Genomic DNA, 26,126 nt, shown 5'->3' with positions numbered 1-26,126 from the left:
GTGGGGCGTCCCGGGGACAGGGCCTGCCCGTCAGTGGCCGGCCATCAGGCTCGGGTCCACCGGCTTGTCGGTCTTGTGGCGCGGCAGGAGGAACGCCGGCACCAGCACGATCGCCACCAGGACCGTCGCGACCACGAAGACCGAGGCGAAGGAGTCGGCCAGCTGGGCCGGGACCTTCTCGGCGAGCACCGCGAGCTGCTGCTGGGCCTTCTCCAGCTGGCCGCCCGACAGGGTCTCGAGCTGCGACCGCAGCCCGACGAACGTGCCGAAGTCGGTGTCCTTGACGTTGTTGGTCAGCAGCACCGAGAACAGCGCGGTCCCGATCGACGCGGCGACCTGCTGGGTGATGTTCAGCAGCGTCGACCCACGGGCGGTGTTGTGGGCGGTCAGGGTCGCCAGCGCGGCGGCCATGATCGGCATCATCGTGGCGCCCATGCCGAGCCCCATGACGAACAGCGCCCCGAGCAGGTACGGGTACGACGTGGTGTCGCTGATCTGCGTGAACGCCGCCATCCCGACGGTGATCGTGGCGATGCCGGTCATCACGATCTTGCCGGGGCCGATCCGGTCGGCCAGCGCACCGGCGATCGGCATCGTCACCATCGCACCGACACCCTGGGGGGCGAGCAGGACGCCGGCACCGAGGGCGTCCTCGCCGCGGACCTGCTGGAAGTACAGCGGGAACAGCAGGCTGGCCCCGAAGAACGCGATCGCGAACAGCATCATCGAGATCACGGCCACGGTCATGTCGCGGTTCTTGAACAGCCGCAGCTCGACCAGCGGGTGCACGTTGCCGGCCCGCAGCGCCCAGGGCACGAACGAGACGATCAGCACCATTCCGAGGAGCATCGGCACGATCACCTCGGCGTCCCAGAGGGTGCCGGTCTCAGGGATCGTCGAGACGCCGTACAGGAAGGCGGCGAGCCCCGGCGACAGCAGCAGCATCCCGACGAAGTCGAAGGTCTCCGACGGCTCGACGTGGTCCTTCGGGAGCACGATCGCGGCGTAGACGAGCGCGGCGATACCGATCGGCAGGTTGATCAGGAAGATCCAGTGCCACGAGGCGACGTCGATCAGCCAGCCGCCGAGGATGGGGCCGAAGATCGGGCCGAGCAGCATCGGGATGCCGAGGACCGCCATCACGCGCCCGACCCGGTCCGGGCCTGCGGCGCGGGTAAGGATCGTCATGCCGAGCGGCATCAGCATGCCGCCGCCCAACCCCTGGATGACGCGGAAGGCGACCAGCATGCTCAACGTGTCGGCGACCGCACACAGCACCGAGCCGGCGGTGAACAACAGCACCGCGAGCAGGTAGAGCCGCTTGGTGCCGAACCGGTCGGCCGCCCAGCCGGTCAGCGGGATGACGCTGGCCAGCGCGAGGGTGTAGCCGGTCATGGTCCACGCGACCTGCGCCGAGGTCGCGTCGAACTCGCGCTGGAAGGTCTCCAGCGCGACGGAGACGACGGTGATGTCGAGGATCGACATGATCGCGCCGAGGACGACGACGCCCGCGATGACGAGCACTCCCCGGTCGAGCTTGTCGGAAGCCTCTTGCGCTTCTGGTTCAACGGTTGTAGACACCACCGAAGAGTAGGCGAGGGCACGCCGCTCCGGCGACGGATTTTTCGGGCACGGGGCCGTGGGCTGCATCACCGTGCCCGGCCCCGGGTTGCCGGGCGCGAGGGTTCCCGCCGCTGCGCCGGGGGTAGGAAGCGCCCGGGTGTCCGTCCGGGACCCCGGACAGGAGGCGCGGGGTGACCGTCGAGGACGTCAGGGTGCTGCACAGCAGGAGTGCGATGCGCCCGGCCGCACACCGTACGACGGGGATCGTCGCACCGGTCACGGAGATCACCGACTTCGGCGGGCTGGCGGTCGCCTTCGACGAGCGCGTGCTCCGCCCCCGGCCGTGGACCGTGCTCCAGTCGGACTGGGCGCGCGAGCTGCTCCCCTCCCTCCCCGCCGGCGACGTGCTCGAGCTGTGTGCCGGGGTCGGCCACATCGGGCTCCGGGCGGTCCTCGGCAGCGACCGGCGGCTGCTGATGGTCGACCGCAACGAGGTGGCCTGCCGCTACGCCGGGCTCAACGCCCAGCACGCCCAGCTCTCGCAGCAGGTCGACATCCGTTGCGCCCCGATGGAGCGGTGCCTCGACCCGCGGGAGCGTTTCGCCCTCGTGATCGCCGACCCGCCGTGGGTTCCCAGCGACGACTGCGGCAACCACCCCGACGACCCGCTGCACGCGATCGACGGCGGCACCGACGGGCTCGACCTGGTCCGCACGGCGCTCCGGGTCACCGGGGAGCACCTCCTCCCCTGGGGCGCCGCCCTGCTCCAGGTGGCCGGGGTCGACCAGGTGCGCGCGGTCGAGCGCGAGGTGGAGGACCCCGCGCTCGAGCTCGAGGTGCTCGGCCACCGCGTCGGCGAGTCCGGCGCCGTCGTGCACCTGCGCCGCCGCAGCCTCTGACCCGTCGCCGCGCCCGCCCGCGGCCGCTCGTCGACCCTGTCCGGGGAGCCGCTTGGCTGCCAGACTCCTGGGTAAGTCCCCCGTACGTCGGCGCACCCCGCGCCGCCCATCCCAGAGAGGAGCGTCATGACCACCACTCCCAACGAGCCGGTCAGCGACGAGGACATCGAGACCACGGGCGGCCCCGACGGGCCCTCGCAGATGGGGCTCGGCGACTCCGACGGCACCGACAGCGGCGACGCCGACGGCACGGACGGCGGCGACGCGGACGGCACCGACGGCGGCTCGGGCGACGGCGACTCCACCGACACGACCGACGGCGACTCCTCGGACGGCGGGGACGCCGACGGCACCGACGCCTGACGGGCCACCGCGTGGCCCTCGACCTGCTCAGCGGTGACGCCCAGACCTTCGCGCAGAAGGTCTGGGCGTCCCACGTCCACCTGCACCACACCGACCCCGAGCGGCTGGTCGGTCTGCTCTCCCTCGACGACGTCGACCGGCTGCTGACCTCGTCGGCGCTGCGCACCCCGGCGCTCCGGGTCGTCCAGGACGGCACGGTCCTGCCGTCGTCGCAGTTCACCCGGTCGGCCACGCTCGCCGGCGCCCCGCTCACCGGGCTCGTCGACGGCCGCAAGGTGCTCGCGCTGTTCGACGGCGGCGCCACCGTGGTCCTCCAGGGGCTGCACCGCTACTGGCCCCCGCTGACCGAGCTCGTCCGCGCCCTGGAGCTCGAGCTCGGCCACCCGTGCCAGGCCAACGCGTACCTCACCCCGCCGGGGTCGCAGGGGTTCGCCCGGCACAGCGACACCCACGACGTCTTCGTCTTCCAGACCCACGGGCACAAGCTGTGGGAGATCGTCGAGGGCGACCAGGAGCGCGAGGTGCTCCTCGAGCCGGGGCTGTCGATGTACCTCCCGACCGGCACCCCGCACTCCGCCCGCAGCCAGGAGGTCACCTCCCTCCACGTGACCCTCGGCATCAACCAGGTCACCTGGCGCCAGGCGCTCCGGTCGGTCATCGACGGGCTGCTCGCCGAGGAGGAGTACGACGCCCCGCTGCCGGCCGGCTTCCTCGACGACCCGGCGACGCTCTCCGCGGCCCTCGGCACCCGGCTCGACGGGCTGGCCCGGCAGCTGGCCGACGCCGACCCCGACCTGTTCGCGACCGCGCACGCGACCCGGTTCCTCACCGACCGGACCCCTGTCCTGGCCGGCGGGCTCGTCGACCTCGTCGGCCTCGCGGACCTCGACGACGCCACGCGCGTCGAGCGCCGGCCGACGTCGGCGTGCGTGCTCCGCGAGGAGGCGGAGCGGCTCGTCGTGCTCCTCGGCGACCGGCAGCTCCGGATGCCGGCCCGGCTCCGCGCGCCGCTGGAGTTCGTGCGCGACCACCCCTCGTTCACCGTCGGCGAGCTGGCGCCGTGGCTCGACGAGGGAAGCCGGCTCGTCGTGGTCCGCCGCCTCGTGCGCGAGGGGCTGCTCCGGATCGCCCGTGACCGCTGACCCCGCTCCGGCGTACCGGTGCTCGGGGGCGAGCCGGGCGCTCGGCGAGCCGCTGGAGGGCACCGCCTCGACCGTGCGCGCCTTCCTGCTGGTCGAGGCGCCGGGCCCCTGGGGGGTCGACGCCGTGCCGGACAGCCGGCTCCCGGACGAGGTGAAGGAGCGGCTGCTGTCGCTGGAACGACACAACCGGGTCCGGCCCCTGCTGGTCCGCCGGCCCGGCCGGTCCGCAGCAGGGCCGGTGCGGGTCTTCGCGGCGTACGTCCACACCGACCGGCCCTGGACGCAGAGCGCCCTGCTCGACGACGTCACCGGGGTGCTCGACCTCGAGCTCGAGGGGCTCGGCGACGGCCGCTCCCCCGGGCTGCCCGCGTGGGACCAGCCGCTCTTCGCGGTCTGCACGCACGGCCGTCACGACGCCTGCTGCGCCGAGCGCGGCCGGCCGCTGTGCGCGGCGCTGGCCGAGGCGGCGCCCGAGCACACCTGGGAGGTCTCGCACATGGGCGGGGACCGGTTCGCCGGCAACGTGCTGGTGCTCCCGGACGGGCTCTACTACGGGCGCCTCGAGCCGGAGGACGCCGCCGGGTTCGCCGCCCGGCACCTGTCGGGGCGGCTCGACCTCGACCACCTGCGGGGCCGGTGCGCCTACCCGTTCTTCGCCCAGGCCGCCGAGGTGTACCTCCGCCGCCACCTCGACATCGACACCACCGCCCCGTTCGCGCTCGTCGGACTGCACCGGCACGCGACCCGGTCCGACGCGGTCTTCGAGGTCGACGGTGAACGGTGGCGGGTGCGGGTGCACACCGACCTCGGGGAGCGGCGGCAGCTCACCTGCCGCGCGGCCGCCGGCTCCGTGGGCCAGTCCCACCGGCTGGTCGCGATCACCCGCGCCTGACCGGGCTCACCGGGGTCCGCCGACCCGGTCGAGGAACTCCAGCACGCGCTCGAGGAGGAGCCGGGCCGCCTCGTCGTCGTACTCACCGGAGCCCGGGTCGGCGAAGAGGTGCGCCGACCCGGGGTAGAGCCACAGCTCGGCGCCGCGCTCGGCGGCCAGCTCCTGGCAGACCGGGACGTCCTCGTCGCCCTCGCTGATGTGCATCTGCAGCGGGAGCCCGCCCGGCCACGTGCCCCCGAGCGCGGCGGGCGGGACGGCGGAGTGCACGAAGACCGCCCCGAGGATCCCGCGGCGGGTCTGGGCGACCTTCTGCGCCGGCATGACCCCGAGCGAGAAGCCGATCGGGACGAAGGCGTCCGACAGCGGCTCGGCCGCCGCCTCGCCGCGCCGCACGACCTCCTCGAACCCCAGCACCTCGGCGTGCGCGACGCCGGAGGCCAGGTCGGCGAAGGTCAGCCCGTCGTAGAGGTCGGGGACCCGCGCCGTGTGGCCCGCATCCTCGAGCGCCGCCGCGAAGGACCGCACGCCCTCGGTCAGCCCTAGCGCGTGGTGCAGGACGAGGAGCTCCGTCACCGGGTCAGTCTGGAACGCGTCCTGCACCCGTGCCAAGCACCTGTCGCAGCGCATCCGCCACCTGGTGCGGGTCCTGGAGCTGGAGGCCGTGGCCGACCCCTCTCAACCGGAGGACACGGGCCTGCGGGATGTTCCGGAGCAGGTACGCCTCGTCGTCGTCCTGCACCAGGCCGCCCGCCGCCGGGTCACCCCTGAGCAGGGCCACCTCGCACCGGACCCTCCGCAGCAGGGCCTCGTCGAGGCACCGGTAGGTGTCGTCGAACCGCTCGAGCACTGCGTCGAGGAAGTCTCCGTCGTGGCGCTCGAGGCAGGCGACCATCTCGTGCACGTACGGGTGGTCGGCACCGAAGAACCGATCCACCGACACGCTCCCGTCCGCCGTCTCCACCTCGAGAGCGAGGAACCCCCTCAGCACGTCCTCATGGCTGAGCTCCGGGTCGGTGAGCCGACGCCAGCCACGGTTCATCCGCGCGGTGGAGCTCTGGTGCTGACGCATCCGTGCTTTGCCCAGCGGGGCGTCGCCGATCACCAGACCCCTGACGATCTCCGGGTACAGGGCGGCGAGGACCAGCCCCACGTGGGCGCCGTGCGAGTGGCCGACGACCCACCACGGTCCGTCCCCGGCCACCTCGAGCACGCCGAGCAGCGCGTCCACCGAGTCGTCCAGCCGGTAGTGCCCCGGGGTGTGGTCGGACTCCCCATGGCCCGGCAGGTCCACACGGAGCATCCGGAACTCCTCGGCGAGCAGCTCGCTCAGGGCGTCGAACCACTGCCGTCTGCCCGACCCGCCGTGCAGGAGCAGGACAGGTTCGCCTCGTCCCACGACGTCGTAGGCGACCCCGCCCACCCGTGCCACCATCTCTCTCATCCCTCCACGGGAGTCACCAGCGACCCGGACGCCAGGAACGCCTCGACGTTGTCGAGCACGAGTCCGGCCATCGCCTCCCGGGCTTCACGGGTGGCGCTTCCGACGTGGGGCAGGAGCACCACGTCATCACGCTCCCACAGCTCCGACGGCACGCGGGGCTCGTCGGCGTAGACGTCCAGCCCGGCGCCGGCGATGGTCCCGGCCCGGAGCGCCTCCAGCAGCGCGCACTCGTCGACCAGCGAGCCCCGCGCGACGTTGACCAGCACCCCGTCGGGACCCAGCGCGGAGAGCACGTCGGCGTCGACGAGGTGGCGGGTCTCGGGGGTCGCGGGGGCGAGCACGACCAGCGCGTCCGAGGTCTCGGCGAGGGCGAGCGCGGAGTCGAAGAAGCGGTACGGGGACGCGTCGACCTCGCGCCGGTTGTGGTAGCCGATCTCGCAGCCGAACGGCTCCAGCCGGCGTGCGACCGCGGCCCCGATCCGACCCATCCCGACGATGCCGACACGTCGGCCGGCGAGCTGGCGGGCGAGCGGGAACGCGACACCGCTCTCCCAGCGGCCGGCACGCACGTAGCGGTCGCCCGCCGACATCCGACGCAGCACGTCGAGGAGAAGTCCGACGGTCAGCTCGGCGACGCTGTCGTTCAGCACGTCCGGCGTGTTGCCGACGACGATCCCTCGTTCGTGTGCGGCGGCCACGTCGATGTTGTCGTAGCCGACTCCGAAGTTGACGACGGCCTCGAGGTCGGGCAACGCCTCGAGGAAGGGCCGCCCGACGGGGTGGCCGTAGGACACGACGAGCACCCGGGCACCCGGCCCGTGAGTCGCCAGGGCCTCGCTCACGTCGTCGTCGGTCGGCAGCTCCACCGCGCCGTACGTCGTGTCGAGCCGCTCGGCCAGGGAGGACAGCATGCCGCCGATCCTCAGCACGCCGGCGTCGCGTCGCGTCCCACTGTTCATCGCGCTGTCACCCTCTCGTCGGTGGCGGGACCGGCCCAGGTGGGCAGCGCTCCCTTGGATCGTCGCCATGCGAACCGCACGAACACCCCTCATCCTCTCCGCGGCGGTCGCCGCGGCCCTGCTCGCCCCCACCTGGTCTCCCTCCGGACTGCCCTCCGCGTCGGCGGCGCCCGGTGGGCCGGGAGGCCACGGCGACCCTCCGACCCGACCCACCCTGGTCGCCCGCGCCACCCTGTCGGCCGACCACCTGGAGGAGGGTCCGCCCTCCGGGAGCCAGGCGACGCCGGCGAACGGGCGCAACGGCCCGTTCCCCGGCCAGGTCGTCCCCGGCTTCTCCGGCATGGTCGACAACGGCGACGGCACCTACTGGGCGATGCCCGACAACGGCTTCGGCGCCAAGGGCAACTCCGCCGACTTCCTGCTCCGGGTCTACCTGGTGGAGCCGCGGTGGGAGACGCGCACGGGGGGCAGGGGCGAGATCGAGGTGCTGCGCCACCTGTCGCTGCGCGACCCAGACCGCCGCATCGACTTCCCCATCGTCAACGGAGACAGCAAGCAAAGGCTCCTCACGGGTGGCGACTTCGACATCGAGTCGATCGTCCGCGCCGAGGACGGCAGCTTCTGGATCGGTGAGGAGTTCGGGCCCTTCCTGCTGCACGTGGACCGCACCGGCAAGCTGCTCCAGGCGCCGGTCCCCTTCCCGGTCGGCAAGTCCCCCGCCAATCCCTACCTGAAGCCCGGCGAGGAGCCACGCGTCGGCTCGAGCCGCGGGTTCGAGGCGATGGCAGCGAGCAAGAGCGGCCGCTACCTCTACCCGGTCGTCGAGGGCGCGCTCGCCGACGACCCGCAGAAGCGGCGCCGTTGGATCCACGAGTTCGACACCCGCCGAGGGAAGTACACCGCCAAGCGTTGGGCCTACGAGACAGACCAGGAGGCGAACGTCATCGGTGACGCGTTCATGACGGGCAACCGCCGCATGCTGCTCATCGAGCGCGACGACTTCGAGGGCCCGGCGTCGGTCACCAAGCGCGTCTACGAAGTGGACCTGGCGCGACGTGACCGCGAGGGCTACGTCGAGAAGGAACTCGTGCTCGACGCCCTCGGCATCGCGAACCCCTACGGCATCGGCGAGGGGACCGGCTACGGCACCGGGGCGTCGTGGTCGCTCCCGGTGCAGTCCTTCGAGACCGTCCTGCTGCTGGAGGGCGGCCGGCTGCTCATCGGCAACGACAACAACTACCCCGGCAACAGCGCACGCATCCCGGGCACGCCCGACGACACCGAGATGGCCGTCGTCGAGCTGCGGAAGCTCCGCCCGGCCAGTGCGGGCCCGACTGTCGTCGCCCACCGCGGCGCGAGCGGCCACCGGCCCGAACACACCCTGGCGGCCTACGAGCAGGCCATCCTGCAGTGCGCCGACTACATCGAGCCGGACCTGGTCTCGACCAAGGACGGCGTGCTGGTGGCGCGCCACGAGAACGAGATCGGCGGCACGACGGACGTCGCCGACCATCCCGAGTTCGCCGACCGCCGTACGACCAAGACCATCGACGGGGTGCAGGTGACGGGGTGGTTCACCGAGGACTTCACGCTCGCGGAGCTCCGCACGCTCCGTGCGAAGGAGCGCATCCCCGCTGTCCGTCCGGGCAACACCGCCTTCGACGGCCGCTACCAGGTGCCGACCTTCGACGAGGTGCTCGACCTGGCCCGGCACTCACGCACCTGCGACGGCAAGGAGGTCGGTGTCTACCCGGAGACGAAGCACCCGACCTACTTCGACGATGCCGGGCTGTCCTTGGAGGAGCCGTTGCTCGCGGAGCTGCGCCGCAACGGGATGGCAGGGAAGCGCGCTCCGGTGATCATCCAGAGCTTCGAGACGAGCAACCTGCGCGAGCTCGCGCGCAGGACCCCTATCACCATCGCGCAGCTCGTCAACTGCTCCGGCGCGCCATACGACCTGGTCGCCGCCGGCGACCCGCGCCGCTACGAGGACCTCGTGACGCGGGCAGGACTGAGGGGGATCGCCAGGTACGCCGACGCGCTGGGGGCCTGCAAGGACGTGATGATCCCCCGCGACCCGGACGGCACCCTGGGTGAGCCGACATCGGTCATCGCCGACGCGCACCGGGCCGGCTTGACGGTGCACGGGTGGACCTTCCGCGCCGAGAACCAGTTCCTCCCGGTCGACTTCCGCAGCGCCGGAGGGCCGGCGGAGCAGGGCGACCTGGCCGGCGAGATCCGGGTCTTCCTCGACGCCGGGATGGACGGGTTCTTCAGCGACCACCCCGGCTTGGGGGTTGCCGCCTCCGGCTGACCGTCAACGACCTCTCATCACCGGCACGGCGTCGGTCCCCCGCTGCTCCACGATCCGCGGGGACCGGCGCCGGCGCCGCTTCTCGCCGTACATCTCGCGGTCGGCGCGGTCGAGCAGCTCGGTGGGCGCCTCGCCGTCGCGCGCCTGCACCCAGCCGCACGACGCCCGGACGGCGAGCGGCCCGACGCGCGTCGTGATCGGGGTGGTGAACGCCTCCCGGACCCGCCGGCACACCGCCGCGCCACCCTCCTCGGCGGGGTCGTCGAGCAGGACCACGAACTCGTCGCCGCCCCACCGGGCCACCAGGTCCTCCGGCCGGACCGTCGAGCCGAGCCGGTCCGCCACCGCCATCAGCACCTCGTCGCCGACGACGTGGCCGTGCCGGTCGTTGATCTTCTTGAAGCCGTCGAGGTCGACCATCACCAGCTGGACGTCCCGCCGCGCGCGCCGCCCGAGCAGCCGGAGCAGCTCGGCGAGCAGCCGGTCGCGGCCGGCGAGCCCGGTGAGGTGGTCGTTGCCGGCGGGCGGGGCGACGTAGAGCAGGAAGTAGCAGGCACCGTCGGCGTGCTCGACCCGCTCGACCTTCGCGGCGATCCGCTCGTCGAGCGGCACGGTCACCGGCGCGTCCCCGCTCTCCGGCAGCCGCTCCTTGACCGCGCGGCAGATCAGCCCGGTGCCGCCGGGCCCCAGCAGGGCGTCGAGGTGGGGGTTGGTGGCCACCGGTTCACCCGCAGGGTCGAGCAGCGCGAGCCCCACGCTCGCCTGACGGAACGCCTCACGCCACACCGCCTCCGGAAAGGCGTCGGACCACCCCTGACCAACGGTGCACCTATTCCCATCCGGACGCACTTGACGCCCTCGGGCCCCCTCGGGATAGTGAGCGACGGCTGACGGACCGAATTGGACGGAGCAGCGCATGCTGGTGCAGGGGCGCGACGTCACGCCGCCGGTGGAGGTCCGCGACGCGGCGGCCGCCACGGTCATCTGGGAGGTCGACGCAGCCGCGCTGCAGGCGCTCCTCCCCACCGACACCGTCGAGGTGGTCCAGAGCACCTCCGGCCGCGCCCAGTTCGCGGTCGCGGCGGTGGACTACCGCGACAACGACCTCGGGGGCTACCTCGGGTCGGGCTCATCGCGTTCGTGCGACCGCGTGCGGGCGGCGAGGACGGCACCTTCATCCTGCGGCTACCGGTCGACGGCGAGTTCACCTGCGCCGCCGGGCGGGAGGTGTGGGGGTTCCCGAAGAGCGTCGAGGAGCTCTCCTTCGACTACACCGACACCAGCCTCACCGTTGCCCTGCACGTCGGGGGCGAGCTGGTCCTGCGGCTCCGGGTCCCCCGCCACGGCGTGGACCACATGGCGCCGCTGACCAACGCGTCGTACACGCTGAAGGACGGGCGGCTGCACTGCACCCGCTTCACCCAGGGCGGCAGCGGCGCCGGGCTGGCGCTCGGACCCGAAGGGGTCGAGCTCGAGCTCGGCGAGCACCCGTGGGCCAAGGAGCTGCGCGGCCTCGGGCTGCCGGCCCCGGCCGTGCTCTCGACGTGGAACGAGCACATGGTCGCCACCTTCGAGGAGGCGCTCCCCGTCTGAGGGCTAGGACCCGGAGGGCTCGGTGTGCTCGGTGGGCCGCCGCGCCCGCTCCCCGTACGCCGCGCGCGCAGCCGGGTCCGCCGAGGCGAGGATCGTGTCGGCGGCCGTCAGCTTCGCCATCCCCTGCTGCACGACCCGGGGAAGCACCTGCGTCACCTTGGTGAGCCCCTGCGTCCAGCGGGGCACCCAGAGCTCGGGGCGCGGCTTGCGGACCGCCTCCTCGATGACCTCGGCGACGTCCTCGGCCGTGACCGGCTTGACGCCACGGGCCGCCGGGACGCCGGCCGCGAGCTCGGTCTGCACGACGGTCGGGAGCACGACGGTGACGTCGACTCCGTGCGGGGCGAGCTCGGCTCGCGTCGCCTCGCTGAACCCGACGACGGCGAACTTCGAGGCGGAGTACGTCGCTCCGTCGGCGACTGCGACCCGGCCGACCGCCGAGGCCACGTTGACGACGTGGCCGCTGCCCCGCTCCACCATCCCGGGCGCCACCGCCTTCGTGCCGTTGATGACGCCGTGCACGTTGACGTCGATGATCGCCCGGGTGACGCCGTCGGGCTCCTTGAGCACCGACCCGAGCGGCATGATCCCGGCGTTGTTGACCAGCACGTCGAACGGCCCGAGCGCGGAGACCTCCTCGAGGAAGTCGCGCCACGACTGCGGGTCGGTGACGTCGAGGCGGGCGGCGGCAGCGCGGCCGCCGAACGGGGCGACGACCTCGCGGGCGAGCTCGACGTCGCGGTCGCCGACCGCGACCCGAGCGCCGAGGCGGGCGAACCTCTCGACGGTGGCCCGGCCGATCCCCCGGGCGCCTCCCGTCACGATCAGGGACAGGCCGGCGACGTCACGGGACATGGGGCTTCCTCCCACCTTCTGACAGGGCGTCCTGTCACTCTTGCGGCGGCGGTCGCGGCTGTCAAGGGTCAGGCGGGCGGGCGCCTCCACCGGCCGGACCCGCATCCTCGTCGTCAGGGGCGGCCACGCGGCGCTCGACAGGGCCCCGGTCAACGACCTGGCGCGCGGCGCCACCTGTGCCACGATGACGCGGTGGCGGGGCAGACGGGGACGGGGCAGGCCGGCCGGTCGGGCCGGTCGGGGCCGTCCGGCACCTACCGGGGGATGACCGCTGCCGAGCGCACCGCCGAGCGGCGGGCCCGGCTGCTCGAGGCCACTATTGACGTCTGGGCCGACCCGGCCACCCCGGTGACGATGACCCGGGTCTGCCAGCGGGCCGGGCTGACCGAGCGCTACTTCTACGAGAGCTTCCGCTCGCTCGACGAGGCGCTGGTCGCGGTGGTGGACGCCGTCGCCACCGAGGTCGAGCAGCGCACTACCGCGGCGGCCGACGCGGCAGGCGACGACCCGGCCGCCCGGGTGCGCGCGTCGGTCGAGGCCTTCGTCGGCCTCGTGGTCGAGGACCCGCGCAAGGGGCGGGTGGCGATCGTCGAGGCCGCGGCCGACCCGGCGCTGCGGCCCCGGCGCGCCGCGCTGCTCCGCCACTTCGCGCACCTGGCGGCCGAGGAGGCGCGCGAGCTGTACGGGCGGGACCGGGCCGTCGCCGACGGCGAGCTGGCGGGGCTGCTCTTCGTCGGGGGGATGGCCGAGCTCGTGACCGCCTGGCTCGACGGGGGGTTGGAGGCCACGCCCGCCCAGCTGGTCACGGCCGCCACCTCGGCGTACATCGCGATGCACCGCTGAGGGGGCTCAGACCCCTTCGCGCTCGTGGAACCCCGGGTGCACGAAGGGCTCGCCGCGCTTCAGCGTCTCCACCGCGCCCGGGTGCACCCGGCGCAGGTGCGCGATCGCCTTGCGGCGGAACCGGACGATCTGGACAGCGCCGAGGAGCCAGACGAAGTACTGCACCGCCATCGCCCACCGGAAGTCGCCGAGGTCGTGCGCGCCGTCCGGCGACTGCAGGTCCAGCACGACGCCGATCAGCAGCAGCGTGACGAGCGAGGCCGCGAAGCCGCCGACGTTGACGATGCCGTTGGCTCGCCCGGTCGCCTCCGTGGGGTGGAAGCTGCGGGTGAGGTCGAACCCGACCATCGACGCGGGGCCGCCTGCGCCCATCACACAGACCAGCAGGACGAGCATCCACAACGGCGCCTGCCCCGGCCACAGCAGCACGACGGTCCAGGTCACCACGATCGCGGCGACCACGCCGAGCACCGTCGTCGACCGCTGGAAGGGGTGGCGGGCGACGAACGACCCGAGCGCCACCCCGCTGACCAGCCCGGAGAGGACCATCACCACCAGGAGGTTCGACGCCGCGTCGGTGCTCAGCCCCTCGCCCTCGACGAGGAACGGGACGCCCCAGAGGAGCCCGAACACCGTCATCGAGAACTGACCGGTGAAGTGCGACCACATCCCGAGCCGGGTGCCCGGGTTGCCCCAGACCCAGCGCACCGAGCGGGCGAGGGCGGCCAGCCTGATCTCGGCCACCCCGTCGTCGGCGTACGGCGAGGAGCGGACCGTCAGGGCGGTGACCACCATCAGCACGACCCCGATCGAGGAGGTGACGGCGAAGGTCGTCGTCCACCCGAGCTCGCGCAGCGCGATGGCGAGCGGGGTGGCCGCGGCGACCGCGCCGAGCTGGCCCACGGGGCCGGTGACCTGGGTGACCACCGAGGCCTGGCGGGTGTGGAACCACAGCCCGATCAGCCGGACGACGCTGATGAAGACCATCGCGTCGCCGGCACCGACGACGGCCCGGGCCCCGACAGCGGCCGGGAACGAGGTGGTGAAGGCGAAGAGCAGCTGCCCGGCGCTCATCATCGCGAGGCCGCCGAGCAGCATCACCCGCGCGCCGAACCGGTCGAGCAGCACGCCGACCGGGATCTGCATGCCGGCGTAGAGGAAGAGCTGGAGCACCGAGAAGAGCGACAGCTGCGTGGCGGAGATGTCGAACCGCTCGGACGCGAGCAGCCCGGCGACGCCGAGCGAGCTGCGGTGGAACACCGCGAGCAGGTACACCGCCAGCGCGACGCCCCAGATCAGCCAGGCGCGCCGCGAACCGACCGCCACCTCCGGACGCGGCACGTGCTCTCCTCCCGCCCGCCGCACCGGGCGGGCCGGCTCCACGGTAGTCCGCTGGTCCACGGCGGGGGGCGGCCGTCCGGGTCCCGGTCGGCTCCCTTGACGTCAAACCTCTAGTCGCAGAGCATTCAGGGGCCGTCGCACCGCAGGAGGCCCCGCTCATGACCCTCGAGCAGGCGCGTCCCTCCGCCGCGGTCACGGTCCGCGAGACCTGGGGCGGCAGCGAGCTCGACCTGGGGCCGCGGTCCGTCAGCCCGCAGGAGGCGGAGCTGGTGAAGCTCGTCGGCCGGCGGCTCGGCGAGCAGGTCCCGGCGATGACCGAGGACGTCGTCAACGGGATCGTCGAGCTCTTCCCGCGCGTCGGACCGCCCACCGGTGACGTGGCCGCGCTCAGGAGCTCGGTCCACGACAACATGGTGACGATGTGGTCGATGGTCGCCCACGGCCTCGAGCCCTCCGACGTCAATCCGCCGCCCAACGCGTTGCTGTGGCCCCGGAAGCTGATCCGCGCCCGGGTGCCGCTCGGCACCCTGATGCGGGTCTACTACGTCGGCCACGCGAACATCTGGCACCGGTGGGTGCACCCCCGGCTGGTGGAGCTCGCCGCCGAGGGCTTCGACACGACCGTCGTCTCGGCGCGCCTCCACAGCCTCGCCTTCACCTACCTGGACCAGGCCGCGCTCCGCGTCGCGGAGCAGTACCACGCCGAGCGGATGGAGCTCTCCGGCTCCGAGGACCGCGCGCTGCAGGCGGCCGTCCGCGACCTGCTGGCCGGCGCCCGGCTGACGCCGGCGATCGAGCGGACGGTCCGGTTCCCCGTCGGGGAGCGGCACCGGGCGTGGGTCCTCTGGCTGCCGCCCACGGCCGCCGACCTCGGACCGGTGCTTCCCTCGCTCGCGGAGGGGGTGCACGCACTGCTCGGCGGCCGGTCGGCGCCCCGGCTGACCACCCGCCACGGCCCGACCGAGGTGTGGGGCTGGACCGGCGCCCCCGCCACCGGCCCGCTCGCGACGGACAAGCTCGCCCGGCTGCTGGGGCTGCCCGCGGACGCCGACCGCGCCGCCACGGTGACCAGGCGGCTCCCCCGGCTCGCGGTCGCCACCCCCGACACCGGCGTCGACGGGTTCCGCGACGGCCACGACGAGGCCCGCGCCCTGCGCGCCGCCATGGACCGCGCGGAGGGGCTGACCACCAACGTGATGACCAGCGAGGAGGCCGGCCTGGCGGCCCTGCTGGTGGCCGACCCGCCGAACGCGCGCCGCTTCGCCCGGCGCCACCTCGGGTCGCTCGCCGCGTCGGGCGAGCGCGACGCGACGCTGCTGACCACGCTGCGCACCTTCCTGGCCCACGCCGGCAGCTTCCAGCGCACCTCCGCCGCGCTCGGAGTGCACCGCAACACCGTGCTCCAACGGATCCGCCGCTGCGAGGCCGAGCTCGGCCGGCCGGTGACCTCGAGCGAGCCGGAGCTGGCGGCCGCGCTGCTGATCCTCGACTGGCTGCCGTCGGCGACCTCGCGCGGCTGAGCGCCACTGCCGGCCGAGGCCCCGCCCACGAGGAGCGGGACCCCGGCCGGTCAGTGCTGTCGGACCACCGTCAGATCTCCGGCAGCTCCCCGTCCTGCGCGAAGTACCGCAGCACGTTCGCGGTCATCCGCGAGACGTTGTTGTCGCAGCCTTCGTACTGCAGGCTGCCGCACCACGCCATCGAGGAGGCGCTCCACATCGCGCCGCCGTTGGAGGTGGAGAAGTAGACGATGTCCCCCTTCACCATCGGGTGCTCCGGCGCGAACATCCCGGGGAACGCGAAGTAGTTCTCCTCGGGCACCAGCACCCAGTTGTTGCTCTCGCTGTAGGAGCTGGCGACGAGGTAGGCGTTCGGCGGGGTGCCGGCGGACTGGTCGTAGCGGTCCACCTCGATACCGGCGGCACCCTGGTTGACCAGCCCGAAGTCACCGATCTCCTCGCCCGGCTCGATGCCCTCGAACATCCAGGCCAGCTTGGGGTCCTGGGCGTCCGGCATCGGCACGTAGCCGAAGCCGACGTCGAGGCAGTGCGAGGTGTAGACGACGCCCCACGTCTTGGCCGAGGCACGACCGCGCATCCGCCACAGCCCGCCCCGCTCGCCCGACGTCCCGTGGTAGTACTCCCCCGGACGGGCGCGCCACGCCTGGTCACCCTGCTCGCCCTTGCGGATCTCGACGAGCCACGGCTTCTGCGGGTGCGGCGAGGCGATCCAGTACATCCCGTTGCCGGCCAGGTACATCCCGCGGCCGCCGTCGGCGAGGTAGCTCTCCCAGGCATCGATCATCTGGCGCGAGTAGTACTCGGGGTGCGACCCGGTGAGCACCACGTTGTAGCGCTTGAACAGGTCGACCCCCTGCTCCTGAAGGTCGTGGTCGGTGGCGACGTCGAACTCGAAGCCCATGGTCGTCAGCCAGTCGACCAGCTGGAGGTCGGCGGGGTACTGCCACACCGTCCCGAACTCGTGGGTGTAGCGCGGACGCATGTTGAGGATCGGCCGCTTCCAGCTGGAGTACTGACACCCCCGGCCGTCGACGTGGTAGTCGTACGTCGAGAGCCCGTAGCCGCTGTTCTCGTTGAGCTCGAGGTCGATCTCCTCCAGCGTCGTGAAGTGGCCCATGATCGCCTGCGCGGTGGGCGCGTTCTGCATGACCTGGCTGTTGGCGTACGCCAGGTAGCTGTACGTCGGAGCCAGCAGCAGGATCTTCGCGGTGGCCGTCCCCGCCTTCGGCCGCACGAAGAACGGCACCCAGTCGACGGCCTCGCCCTGGGTCAGCCGCACGGCGTAGCAACCGCTGGGGAGGTCGTCGGGGAGCGGGACCTCGAAGTCGGGCTCCCACCGGCAGTCGTCGAGGGAATCCTCGTGGAACCAGATCGCACCGTACTCCTCGGGGCAGTACTTGAAGACCTCCTCGATGCCCTGCCAGTTCCAGCCGGTCATCGCCCGGTCGGGCTGGTTCACCGTGAAGCCGTCGAGCCCGGCGCCACCCACCTCGTGGATGACGTCGTCCTCCAGCCCCTGCTTGGTGAACCCTTCGGCGAAGTCCCAGCGGGCGATGACGTCCCGCCCCTCGGGCAGTGCCCCGGTGTCGAGGACCGCGGCGTCGTCGGAGGTGACCGCGCCGGCGAGGAGGGTCGGCGCCTCGATCTTCCCGTTGAAGCAGGCGACCACCCAGGTGCGGCCGTCCTCGCCGGGGGCGGACTCCGCCACACCGGCCACCAGGAACGGGACGGCGGCAGCCGCGGGTCGGACGGTGGCCGGCGCCGTGACGGCCGTGTCGGAGTCGATCGGGAACACCTTGCCGAAGCGCCCGTTGGTGCTGCCGACGACCGACTTCTGGACGAGCACGAGGGTCCCCGCGTCGGCGTCGTACGTGGCGGTGACGGAGTAGAACGTGTCCGCGAACAGCCGCCGCTCGCTGGTGACCGAGGCCGTCCCGCCCGAGCCGTCACCGACCACGAACCGGAGCGCCCCCTCCTCGCCGACCTCGAGGCTCCATCCGGTGGACGTCGCGTCGTCCCACCGGGACACCACCGCCTGGCGTCCGCGGGTCGGGACCATCGAGCTGAGGAAGACGTGCACCGAGAAGCTGCCCGACGGCGCCAGCACGCCGTCCGGGTCCGGCACCTCGACGTACCCGCCGGACTGGGTGCGCTGCCAGCGCGCGGGATAGCTGCCGTTGGCCGCGGTCTCGACGACCTCCTCCCGCGGCCCGGGGCCGTCGGGGTGCTGGTCGCCGTTGAGGAGCCGCACGACCTCGGCGGTGTAGCTGCCCGGGTCGTCGGCGGAGACGTGGACCTTGACCCGCTGGCCGGGCTCGTAGCTCGGGACGTCGGTGTAGCCACGCAGGCGCAGGCGGGACATCAGCGGGTCGCTCCTTCGGTGGTGTCCGCGCCGACCTTCCGGCGCAGCTCGTCGAGTCGGTACAGGAAGATGGCGTGCACGGCGGACTTCTCGTCCGGGTAGGTCTCGTCGCTGACCCAGTCGCACTCGGTGCCGCGGGCGGTGACGATCCCGAGCCGGTACTTGCGGTACGGCTCGACGGCGTACGCGAACGTCTTGCCGATCACCGGCAGCGCGCGGAGGTGGTTGAGCACCTCCTGGAGCCGCTTGCTGTGCATCCCCTCGAACTGCTCGGGGTTGCGCTCGTGCTCGGCGATCAGCTCGTCGTCGACGAGGGCGAGGATGTCCCTCCCGCGCCGCCGGTAGTAGTAGTCGAGCCAGTCCTCGTTGTGGTCCCTCAGCTGGGACGGGTCGGTGTAGGGCATGGTCCCTCCCCTCGGTCGGTGGGGCTGCGAGGCTGGCAGCGGCAGCCCCACCGGCGGTAGGGCGGCGGGGCGCGGCCGCCGCACTTTCCCGGCCGCACGGTGCGCGCCGCCCAGCCTCCGCCGCCGGGGGCGTGCGGCTCGCACACTTTCGTTGTCGACCCCCGGAGGCGCCGGTAGTTTCTGGCCTCCGTCGACGGGGAGCTTCCGGAAGGAGCGCCAGTGCACGTCCTCGAGCCGAGCCCCGCGCCGATGGCAGGTCACCTCGTCCAGGCCGAGCTCGTCCCCGAGCTGGTCGACCCGGCGGAGAAGGCGCTGTGCGGGGAGATCGCCGGCGTCCTCACGATCCGCAACGGCGACATCACCGACAGCCTGCTCGACTGGCTGCTGCAGGTCTTCCCGGAGCTGCCGGACGACCAGACCGAGCACACCGCGCTGCGGGCGTCGATCACCGACAACCTGCGCACGATGTGGCAGATGGTCGCCGGCGGGCTCGTGCCCAGCGTGGTCGAGCCCCCGCCGAGCGCCCTGGTGTGGCCGCGCAAGATGGTGCACCAGCGCGTGCCGGTCAGCGTGCTGACCCGGATCTACTACGTCGGCCACGCGATGATCTGGCACCGGTGGGTGCAGCCCGCCGTCGCCCTGCACGCCGGCGAGGGTGTCGACGTCGCGAAGGTGGGCGCCTGGCTGCACGCGGCGACGTTCAATTACCTCGACCGGGCCGCCCAGCGGGTCGCCGAGCACTACGAGGCCGAGGCGGCTGAGCTCTTCGGCTCGCGGGTCAGGTCCCGCACCGCCGCGGCCCTCGAGGTCGTGCACGGCAAGCCGGTCACCGCCGCCACCCGGCGAGCCCTCGACTTCGCCCTCCACGACCCGCACCGGGCCTGGGTGCTGTGGGCACCGGAGTCACCGCTCGACCTGCGGACCGAGCTCCTGCGGACCGCCGAGGACGTGCACGCGGTGCTCGGCCACGGCGACCGGCTGGCGCTGTCCCACGGCCCCAGCGAGGTGTGGGGTTGGACGTCCCGTCCGGTCGAGCTCTCCCCGGAGCTCCGCGGCCGGCTCCTGCGGGTGCTGCGCCAGCCGGCGCTCCCGCGGCTGCACCTCGCGGTGTCCGCGCCGGCGGTCCACGAGACCGGGTTCCGCGACGGGATCCTCGACGCCCGGCGCCTCCAGTCGGCCGTCGTCTCGGCCGGGCTCCCCGCCCCCACGGTGCACACCCAGGAGGAAGCCGGGCTCGCGGCGCTGCTGCTCGCCGATCCTGCAGGCGCCCGGCGGTTCATCGCCACCCGACTGCGCGGGTTGGCGGCCGACACCTCGGCGGCCCGCACCCTCCGCGAGACGCTCCGTGTCTTCCTCGCCGAGAGCGGCAGCCACAGCCGCGCGGCAGCGGCCCTGCGGGTGCACCGCAACACCGTCGCCTACCGGCTCCGCCGGGTCGAGGCGGAGCTGGGCCGCCCCCTGCAGCTCCCCGAGCACGAGCTCTCCTCGGCGCTGCTCATCGACGCCTGGCTCTGACGCACCTTTGTGCACGCGGCACAAGGAGCGCCGCGGTTCTGGTCACCGAGCACGGTGACGCGCCCTGCGGGGCCTTCCATCGTTGCCGCTACCTCATCCCCGAGCAGAGGAGCAGCCCTTGCCGTTGACCGACCCCACGACCTACCGCGACAAGTCGGAGGACTGGATGCAGGAGTTCCGCCGCCGGCGCGTGGAGGCCCTGCGTCCGCTCGTCACCTCCGAACTCGTCGCCGCCCACCGCGAGAACCCGCGCGGTCCGCACAGCCACGAGCTGAACCTCGTCCTCAACTTCGTCCGCGGGCCCGCGGCCCCGATGGAGCGCAAGCCCTTCGTCCACCTGCGCCAGCCGTACGACGAGTACGGCCTCGCGCTGATGACCCCGCGCGGCGAGGCTCCGGTCTTCCTCGAGGAGACGACCTACCCGACCGAGCGAGCGGCGATCCACGCCGCGTTCCTGCAGCGGCTCGCCGTCCACGGGCTCGACACCCACCTGACCGAGGAGGACAAGAATGTCTAGGGTCTACGTCCGCGGCTACTGCGACCAGCCCAACGTCCGCCCCGGCGAGTCGCTGAGCTTCTACCTCAGCACGGACGAGCCGGTCACCTGCACCACGCAGCTCGTCCGGCTCAGCCACGGCAACGACAACGCCGCGACCGAGGGCGGGCGGCCGCGCTTCACCGACGCCTACCACCAGGACTACCTGCTGATGGAGCCGGTCGAGGCGAACGTCAACGGCACCCACGAGTCGTTCCCCCAGCGCACCCAGGTCGGCGCCTTCGTCGAGGTGCCCGACGACCAGGGTGCGCTCGCCGGCACCGACGGTCTGACCGTCCAGGCGTTCGTGCTCGCCACCACGCCGATGAAGAGCCAGGCGGTGCTGAGCCGCTGGAACGAGGCCGAGGGCGCCGGCTGGGCGCTCACCATCGAGGACGGCTACCCGACCTTCGTCGTCGCCGATGGCAAGGGGGCCCGCGCCGAGGTCCGCAGCGACCGCCGTCTCTTCGCGTCGGTGTTCTACTCGGTCGTCGCCGGGTTCGACCCGGCCGCCGGCACGCTCTTCGTCGAGCAGCGGCTCCGCGTGAACCGGTACAACAGCCGGCTCGGCCTGGTCGCCCCGCTCGACTCGGACTCGTCGGCCTCGTCCCAGGCCCAGGCGTCCGTGGCCGTAGCGACGGCGCCGGTGGTGATCGCCGGGCTCACCGAGGAGGTCGCCGACGGCCGTGCATGGGTCACGCGCACCTTCAACGGCAAGATCGACTCCCCCAAGGTGCTGGCGGGCGCGGTCTCCGGGGGCGCCCGCGCGGCGCTCCACGACGGCGGCACGCCGTCGGGTGCGGCCCTGCTGGCGCACTGGGACTTCAGCGCCCAGATCACCAAGCGCGGCGTGGCCACCGACGTGGTCACCGACGCTGCCGGCAACGGGCTCGACGGACGCTGCGTCAACCAGCCCGACCGGGCGATGACCGGGTGGAACTGGGAGGGCCAGGAGGAGAACTACCTCCACTGCCCCGAGCAGTACGGCGCGATCTGGTTCCACGACGACTCGCTCGACGACTGCCGCTGGACGAACCCGCTGGTGCTGCAGGTTCCCGAGGGGCTGCGCAGCGGCGCTTACGCGCTGGTCGTGAAGGCCGGGGAGCACGAGGACCAGATCCCGTTCTTCGTGGTCCCGCCGCGGGGCACCGCCACCGCGAAGATCGCGATGCTGGCGCCCACGCTCAGCTACCTGGCCTATGCCAACAGCCAGGACATGCAGAGCGCGGCGACGGCGCAGGCCGTCATGGGCGTCTTCACCAGCATCGACGACAGCGACATCGAGCTCAACGAGAGCTCGGGGCCCTACGGGCTCTCGACGTACGACTACCACGTCGACGGCCGCGGCGTGCAGTACAGCTCGTGGCGCCGTCCGATCCTCAGCATGCGTCCCGGCTACCGCCACGAGTTCGGCTCCGCGTGGCAGTTCCCCGCCGACCTCCAGCTCCTCGGGTGGATGGACAACCTGGGGTTCGAGTACGACGTGATCACCGACCACGACCTCGACGCCGAGGGTGCCGAGCTGCTGGGCAGGTACAACGTCGTGGTCACCGGCACGCACCCGGAGTACTACAGCGCGAAGATGATGGACGCCTGGGAGGACTACCTCGCCGACGGCGGTCGCGGGATGTACCTCGCCGGCAACGGGTTCATCTGGGTCACCACCGTGCACCCGGACAAGCCGTGGATGATCGAGGTCCGCAAGGGCGAGCTCGGCACCCAGGCGTGGCGGGCGAACCCGGGCGAGTACTACCACGAGTTCTCCCCCGAGCGTGGTGGCATCTGGCGGCAGCGGGGCCGGGCCCCGCAGAAGCAGTGGGGCGTCGGGATGAGCTCGCACGGGCTCGACGTCTCCACCGGCTACGTCCAGCTCCCCGACGCGCGCGACGAGCGGCTGGCGTGGATCTTCGACGGCATCGGGGCCGACGAGATGATCGGCGACTTCGGGCTGGTCAACGGCGGGGCGGCCGGGTTGGAGATGGACATCTACGACCTCGCCCTCGGCACGCCGCCCCACGCGATGCTGCTGGCCAGCTCCCACGGCCACAGCGTGAACGCCGTCCTGGTGCCGGAGGAGCAGTACTTCCCGCACGCCGGGATGAACGGCATCGAGCACCCCAAGGTCCGCGCGGACCTGGTGTACTTCACCACCCCGAACGGCGGGGCGGTGTTCAGCGCCGGCTCGATGACCTGGTGCGGCAGCCTGCCCTACAACGACGGCGACAACAACGTCTCGAAGATGACGGCGAACCTGCTCCGCCGCTTCGCGGGGGACGGGCCGGTCGAGGAGCTGGTCTCCTGACCGGCTGACGGGCCGGGACGCACCAGGGCCCGGGACACCTGCGGGTGTCCCGGGCCCTCGGGCGTTCGGTGGCAGGTGCAGGATTCGAACCTGCGTAGCTTTCGCGACGGATTTACAGTCCGCTTCCATTGGCCGCTCGGACAACCTGCCGTCGTCGCCCCCGGACCCGCTGTTGAGCCCCGGGCAACGAGACGAAAGGATAGCGCAGCAGCCTCGCACGACCGAATCCCGGGAGGACCTCGCCGCCATGGCCGACTCGTCGTTCGACATCGTCAGCAAGATCGACCGCCAGGAGGTCGACAACGCCCTGAGCCAGGCGGCCCGGGAGGTCGCCCAGCGCTACGACTTCAAGGGCACCGGCGCGGAGATCAGGTGGTCCGGGGAGAAGGCGATCGAGATCTCCGCCAACGCCGAGGAGCGCGCCAAGGCGGTGCTCGACGTGTTCAAGGAGAAGCTGGTCAAGCGCGACCAGAGCCTGAAGATCCTCGACGCCGGGGAGCCGCGGCAGTCCGGCAAGGAGACGAAGATCAGCGTCGCGCTCAAGGAGGGGATCACCTCCGAGGACGCCAAGAAGGTCGGCAAGCTGATCCGCGACGAGGGGCCGAAGGGCGTCAAGGTCCAGGTCCAGGGCGACGAGCTCCGGGTCTCCTCGAAGAAGCGCGATGACCTTCAGGCGGTCATCGCGTTGGTCAAGGCGCAGGACTACGACTTCGCGGTGCAGTTCACCAACTACCGCTGACCGCCTCTCCCCTAGGAGCCCCATGGCACTGCCCGGCCTCAACGCGCTGACCGAGCTGCTGACCGAGACCAACCGGCTGCTCGCGGAGGTGCTGGCCGAGCTGCAGAAGACCAACAACGGCCGGCTCGACGTGATGGCCGCCCAGCTGAAGGACCTCAACCAGCGGCTGGGCGGCGACCCCGACCTCCGCTGACCGCTCGCGGGTGAGGGGCTGCCCCGTACTCTCGACGGGGTGACGGTGCAGGACGGTACGGCGGTCGGCTCGGTGGTCGGCCCGGCGGTCGGCCCGGTGGTCGACACGGCCGTGGAGGCGGCGGTCACGCTCCTCCGGGGCACGACCTTCGTGGCACTCACCGGGGCCGGGATGAGCACCGACTCCGGCATCCCCGACTACCGCGGCCCGGGGTCGGTCGACCGCACCCCGATGACCTACCAGGAGCTCGTCTCGGGCCCCGAGGCGCAGCAGCGGTACTGGGCCCGCGCCCACCTCGGCTGGGGGCGGATGCACCGCGCCGTGCCCAACGACGGCCACCGCGGGCTCGCCAGCCTCGAGGCCGCCGGGCTCTGCTCCGGGGTGATCACCCAGAACGTCGACGGGCTCCACGAGGAGGCCGGCTCCCGCAACCTCGTCGCGCTCCACGGCCGGATCGCCGAGGTGGTCTGCCTCGGCTGCCGTGAGGTCAGCTCGCGGGCGCGCGTGCAGGCCGAGATGGAGCGGCTCAACCCCGGGTGGCGCGAGCGGCACGCCGACGCCCCGGTGCGCCCCGACGGTGACGTCGAGGTGGACGAGACCTCCGGGTTCGTCGTACCCCGCTGTCCGTGCGGCGGGGTGCTCAAGCCCGACGTGGTCTTCTTCGGCGAGAACGTCCCGAAGCCGCGGGTGCAGCGGTGCTACGACATGGTCGACGCCGCCCCGGCACTGCTGGTCCTCGGCTCGTCGCTCACCGTGATGTCCGGGCTGCGGTTCGTCCGCCACGCGGCCAAGCAGGGCAAGCCGGTGGTGGTGGTGAACCGCGGCGCCACCCGCGGCGACCCCCTGGCGACGGTCAAGCTCCACCACGGCACCAGCGAGTTCGTGACCCACCCCGGCTGGACCCTGGTATGACGGGGGCGTGAGCCGCACCGTCCTCGTCCTCAACGGCCCGAACCTGAACCTCCTCGGCCGCCGCGACCCCGCCGTCTACGGCACCGCGACGCTGGCCGACGTGGAGCGGATGTGCCGGGAGGAGGGTGAGCGTCTCGACCTGACCGTCGACTGCCGGCAGTCGAACCACGAGGGCCAGCTCATCGACTGGGTCCACGAGGCGTTCGAGACCGGGGCGGCGGTGGTCGGGAACTTCGGCGGCTACACCCACACCTCGATCGCGATCATGGACGCGCTCGCGGTGGTGGAGGCCCCGGTCGTCGAGGTGCACATCTCCGACATCCACGCCCGCGAGGAGTTCCGGCACCGCTCGTACGTCTCGCTGGTCGCCGACGCCGCGGTGATCGGGAAGGGCGTCGCCGGCTACCCGGAGGCGCTGCGCAAGGTCGCCGAGCTCTGGGCACCCTGAACAGTCGGTCCCAGCCGCTAGCGTCCGCGGCATGCACTCGTTCGAGGGTCGGCTCCACGCGTGGCGCGAGGAGCAGCCGGACTCCTGGGTCTTCGTGACCCTCCCGCCGGAGGTGAGCGACGCGATCGACGAGGAGCTCTCGAGCCCGCCGCGCGCCTTCGGGTCGGTCCGGGTCTCGGTGCGCTGCGGCTCCTCGGAGTGGTCGACCAGCCTGTTCCCCTCCAAGGAGGCCGGGAGCTACGTGCTGCCGGTCAAGAAGGCGGTGCGCCGCAAGGAGGACGTCGAGCCGGGCGACACCGCCACCTTCACGCTGACGGTGCTCGACTGAGCGCCGGCTCGAAGGCCGCGGCGGTCGCGGCCGCGAAGGTGCGACGGGCAGACGCCGCGGCGACGCCGAACGGCACGACGAGCAACGCCACCACGAATGCCCATGTCGACGCCGTGGCCGGCGCGTAGAGCGCGGTCATCAGCAACCCCTCGGCGACCACGACCCCCGCGACGGCGGCCCCGAGGATCCCGACCCGGCGGGCGAGCCGGTGCCGGTCGCGCACCCAGCGGCTCCCGACCCCGGTGGCCATCAGGGTCAGCAACGTGCCGAGCACGGCGACCCCTCCGCCGGCCTCGACCCCGACGTCCAGCGCCCGGTAGAGCCACCCCTCCGGGGCAGGGCCGCCGGCGGCGAGGTCCAGCCCTCCGTCCCAGGCCAACGGCTGGATGAGGACGGCGAGCACCAGCCACACCGCCGTACGGCGGGAGGCGGCGACCGCGAGCGTCTCCTGGAAGCCGGGCGCGACCTCCTCGACGGTCCCGAAGTCCCGGACCGCCAGCGCCGCGGCCTCGTCCGGCGCGTAGCCGGCCTCGACGTAGGCGTCCGTGGCGTCCTCGAGGTGGTCGCCCGCCTCGCGGACCAGCTCGCGGCGCACCCGTCTCGGCCCGACGAGCGTCGCGTCGAGCCGGCGGAGGTACTCCTCGGTCACGGGCACCACGGTGC

General features: G+C 72.7%; 26 protein-coding genes and 1 tRNA gene. 16 read left to right on the top strand and 11 right to left on the bottom strand.

The features are described 5' to 3' along the window. Positions 1 to 30: 30 nt before the first annotated feature. Positions 31 to 1,581 carry a DHA2 family efflux MFS transporter permease subunit gene (locus FIP57_RS13395; protein ID WP_238993439.1) on the bottom strand — a complete coding sequence of 517 codons (1,551 nt, stop codon included), beginning with the start codon at positions 1,579 to 1,581 and terminating at the stop codon, positions 31 to 33. A 173-nt stretch (positions 1,582 to 1,754) separates the two neighbouring features. Between FIP57_RS13395 and FIP57_RS13390 the strand changes: the two genes are divergently transcribed. The 4 genes from FIP57_RS13390 to FIP57_RS13375 all read left to right on the top strand — a co-directional run bounded on the left by FIP57_RS13390 (position 1,755) and on the right by FIP57_RS13375 (position 4,859). Continuing rightward, positions 1,755 to 2,462 (top strand): class I SAM-dependent methyltransferase, encoded by a 708-nt coding sequence (locus FIP57_RS13390; protein ID WP_238993438.1) that lies wholly within the window; start codon positions 1,755 to 1,757, stop codon positions 2,460 to 2,462. A 126-nt stretch (positions 2,463 to 2,588) separates the two neighbouring features. After that, complete coding sequence (locus FIP57_RS23675; protein WP_203231210.1) at positions 2,589 to 2,825, top strand: hypothetical protein; 237 nt, start codon at positions 2,589 to 2,591, stop codon at positions 2,823 to 2,825. A gap of 11 nt (positions 2,826 to 2,836) precedes the next feature. Further along, entirely contained in the window at positions 2,837 to 3,967 is a 1,131-nt protein-coding gene (locus tag FIP57_RS13380) for a cupin domain-containing protein (protein ID WP_148573946.1), read from the top strand. Then, positions 3,957 to 4,859 carry a sucrase ferredoxin gene (locus FIP57_RS13375; protein ID WP_148573945.1) on the top strand — a complete coding sequence of 301 codons (903 nt, stop codon included), beginning with the start codon at positions 3,957 to 3,959 and terminating at the stop codon, positions 4,857 to 4,859. Before FIP57_RS13380 ends, FIP57_RS13375 begins: the two co-directional genes overlap by 11 nt. Before the next feature lie 6 nt (positions 4,860 to 4,865). Here FIP57_RS13375 and FIP57_RS13370 read toward each other — a convergent pair whose 3' ends face one another. From FIP57_RS13370 to FIP57_RS13360, 3 genes are read right to left on the bottom strand one after another with little or no spacing between them, the layout of a single operon-like run. Then, on the bottom strand, positions 4,866 to 5,432 hold the full coding sequence (locus FIP57_RS13370) for a dienelactone hydrolase family protein (protein WP_148573944.1): 567 nt from the start codon (positions 5,430 to 5,432) through the stop codon (positions 4,866 to 4,868). Between the two features lie 4 nt (positions 5,433 to 5,436). Beyond that, positions 5,437 to 6,300 carry an alpha/beta fold hydrolase gene (locus tag FIP57_RS13365; protein ID WP_148573943.1) on the bottom strand — a complete coding sequence of 288 codons (864 nt, stop codon included), beginning with the start codon at positions 6,298 to 6,300 and terminating at the stop codon, positions 5,437 to 5,439. Next, positions 6,297 to 7,211, bottom strand: a complete 915-nt coding sequence (locus FIP57_RS13360) for a 2-hydroxyacid dehydrogenase (protein ID WP_238993437.1) — start codon at positions 7,209 to 7,211, stop codon at positions 6,297 to 6,299. Before FIP57_RS13360 ends, FIP57_RS13365 begins: the two co-directional genes overlap by 4 nt. 115 nt (positions 7,212 to 7,326) lie before the next feature. Here FIP57_RS13360 and FIP57_RS13355 point away from each other — a divergent pair, with 115 nt between their 5' ends. Further along, the gene (locus FIP57_RS13355) at positions 7,327 to 9,573 is read left to right on the top strand and encodes an esterase-like activity of phytase family protein (RefSeq protein ID WP_148573941.1); all 2,247 of its coding nucleotides are present in this window, start codon (positions 7,327 to 7,329) and stop codon (positions 9,571 to 9,573) included. Between the two features lie 3 nt (positions 9,574 to 9,576). On the opposite strand, the gene FIP57_RS13350 is transcribed toward FIP57_RS13355, so the two are convergent. Beyond that, a complete protein-coding gene (locus FIP57_RS13350) occupies positions 9,577 to 10,293 on the bottom strand; it encodes a GGDEF domain-containing protein (RefSeq protein ID WP_162529806.1) in 717 nt (238 codons plus the stop codon). Positions 10,294 to 10,713: 420 nt separating this feature from the next. Here FIP57_RS13350 and FIP57_RS13345 point away from each other — a divergent pair, with 420 nt between their 5' ends. Next, positions 10,714 to 11,166, top strand: coding sequence for an acetoacetate decarboxylase family protein (locus FIP57_RS13345; RefSeq protein ID WP_162529805.1), 453 nt, complete (start codon positions 10,714 to 10,716; stop codon positions 11,164 to 11,166). Between the two features lie 3 nt (positions 11,167 to 11,169). On the opposite strand, the gene FIP57_RS13340 is transcribed toward FIP57_RS13345, so the two are convergent. Beyond that, on the bottom strand, positions 11,170 to 12,021 hold the full coding sequence (locus FIP57_RS13340) for an SDR family oxidoreductase (protein WP_148573938.1): 852 nt from the start codon (positions 12,019 to 12,021) through the stop codon (positions 11,170 to 11,172). 192 nt (positions 12,022 to 12,213) lie between these two features. Here FIP57_RS13340 and FIP57_RS13335 point away from each other — a divergent pair, with 192 nt between their 5' ends. Continuing rightward, a complete protein-coding gene (locus FIP57_RS13335; protein WP_238993436.1) occupies positions 12,214 to 12,864 on the top strand; it encodes a TetR/AcrR family transcriptional regulator in 651 nt (216 codons plus the stop codon). A gap of 6 nt (positions 12,865 to 12,870) precedes the next feature. Here the strand turns inward: FIP57_RS13335 and FIP57_RS13330 are convergent, their stop codons facing one another. Next, positions 12,871 to 14,205 (bottom strand): MFS transporter, encoded by a 1,335-nt coding sequence (locus tag FIP57_RS13330; protein ID WP_238993435.1) that lies wholly within the window; start codon positions 14,203 to 14,205, stop codon positions 12,871 to 12,873. A 158-nt stretch (positions 14,206 to 14,363) separates the two neighbouring features. On the opposite strand from FIP57_RS13330, the gene FIP57_RS13325 reads away from it, so the two are divergent. Continuing rightward, positions 14,364 to 15,725, top strand: a complete 1,362-nt coding sequence (locus tag FIP57_RS13325) for a PucR family transcriptional regulator (protein ID WP_148573937.1) — start codon at positions 14,364 to 14,366, stop codon at positions 15,723 to 15,725. 70 nt (positions 15,726 to 15,795) lie between these two features. On the opposite strand, the gene FIP57_RS13320 is transcribed toward FIP57_RS13325, so the two are convergent. Beyond that, positions 15,796 to 18,087, bottom strand: a complete 2,292-nt coding sequence (locus FIP57_RS13320) for a N,N-dimethylformamidase beta subunit family domain-containing protein (RefSeq protein WP_148573936.1) — start codon at positions 18,085 to 18,087, stop codon at positions 15,796 to 15,798. After that, positions 18,087 to 18,491 (bottom strand): N,N-dimethylformamidase alpha subunit family protein, encoded by a 405-nt coding sequence (locus tag FIP57_RS13315; RefSeq protein WP_148573935.1) that lies wholly within the window; start codon positions 18,489 to 18,491, stop codon positions 18,087 to 18,089. The genes FIP57_RS13320 and FIP57_RS13315 overlap by 1 nt, the downstream gene beginning before the upstream one ends. Before the next feature lie 219 nt (positions 18,492 to 18,710). Between FIP57_RS13315 and FIP57_RS13310 the strand changes: the two genes are divergently transcribed. The 3 genes from FIP57_RS13310 (at position 18,711) to FIP57_RS13300 (ending at position 22,843) form a co-directional block, all read left to right on the top strand. After that, positions 18,711 to 20,006, top strand: a complete 1,296-nt coding sequence (locus FIP57_RS13310; protein WP_148573934.1) for a PucR family transcriptional regulator — start codon at positions 18,711 to 18,713, stop codon at positions 20,004 to 20,006. Positions 20,007 to 20,130: 124 nt separating this feature from the next. Beyond that, positions 20,131 to 20,523 carry a N,N-dimethylformamidase alpha subunit family protein gene (locus FIP57_RS13305; RefSeq protein WP_203231209.1) on the top strand — a complete coding sequence of 131 codons (393 nt, stop codon included), beginning with the start codon at positions 20,131 to 20,133 and terminating at the stop codon, positions 20,521 to 20,523. Beyond that, positions 20,516 to 22,843: a N,N-dimethylformamidase beta subunit family domain-containing protein gene (locus tag FIP57_RS13300; RefSeq protein WP_148573932.1), complete on the top strand. Its 2,328-nt coding sequence runs from the start codon at positions 20,516 to 20,518 to the stop codon at positions 22,841 to 22,843. The genes FIP57_RS13305 and FIP57_RS13300 overlap by 8 nt, the downstream gene beginning before the upstream one ends. A gap of 69 nt (positions 22,844 to 22,912) precedes the next feature. Here the strand turns inward: FIP57_RS13300 and FIP57_RS13295 are convergent. Further along, positions 22,913 to 22,993: transfer RNA gene (locus FIP57_RS13295), tRNA-Tyr, on the bottom strand. A gap of 97 nt (positions 22,994 to 23,090) precedes the next feature. Here FIP57_RS13295 and FIP57_RS13290 point away from each other — a divergent pair. Genes FIP57_RS13290 through FIP57_RS13275 form a run of 5 tightly spaced genes read left to right on the top strand, consistent with a single transcriptional unit; the run spans position 23,091 to position 25,463 of the window. Then, positions 23,091 to 23,582 (top strand): YajQ family cyclic di-GMP-binding protein, encoded by a 492-nt coding sequence (locus FIP57_RS13290; protein ID WP_148573931.1) that lies wholly within the window; start codon positions 23,091 to 23,093, stop codon positions 23,580 to 23,582. A 22-nt stretch (positions 23,583 to 23,604) separates the two neighbouring features. After that, on the top strand, positions 23,605 to 23,775 hold the full coding sequence (locus tag FIP57_RS23250) for a hypothetical protein (protein WP_162529804.1): 171 nt from the start codon (positions 23,605 to 23,607) through the stop codon (positions 23,773 to 23,775). 39 nt (positions 23,776 to 23,814) lie between these two features. After that, entirely contained in the window at positions 23,815 to 24,687 is an 873-nt protein-coding gene (locus FIP57_RS13285) for a Sir2 family NAD-dependent protein deacetylase (RefSeq protein ID WP_238993434.1), read from the top strand. Between the two features lie 7 nt (positions 24,688 to 24,694). Continuing rightward, positions 24,695 to 25,135, top strand: coding sequence for a type II 3-dehydroquinate dehydratase (aroQ, locus tag FIP57_RS13280; RefSeq protein WP_148573930.1), 441 nt, complete (start codon positions 24,695 to 24,697; stop codon positions 25,133 to 25,135). Positions 25,136 to 25,166: 31 nt separating this feature from the next. After that, entirely contained in the window at positions 25,167 to 25,463 is a 297-nt protein-coding gene (locus FIP57_RS13275; RefSeq protein WP_148573929.1) for a DUF1905 domain-containing protein, read from the top strand. Here FIP57_RS13275 and FIP57_RS13270 read toward each other — a convergent pair. Then, positions 25,441 to 26,112 carry a permease prefix domain 1-containing protein gene (locus FIP57_RS13270; protein ID WP_148573928.1) on the bottom strand — a complete coding sequence of 224 codons (672 nt, stop codon included), beginning with the start codon at positions 26,110 to 26,112 and terminating at the stop codon, positions 25,441 to 25,443. The two genes, FIP57_RS13275 and FIP57_RS13270, sit on opposite strands and share 23 nt — an antisense overlap. Positions 26,113 to 26,126 lie beyond the last annotated feature (14 nt).

The sequence above is a fragment of the Nocardioides caldifontis genome (genome assembly GCF_008087345.1).
In the GTDB taxonomy this organism is placed as follows: Bacteria; Actinomycetota; Actinomycetes; order Propionibacteriales; family Nocardioidaceae; genus Marmoricola_A; species Marmoricola_A caldifontis.
This window is presented reverse-complemented; position numbering and strand designations above follow the sequence as displayed.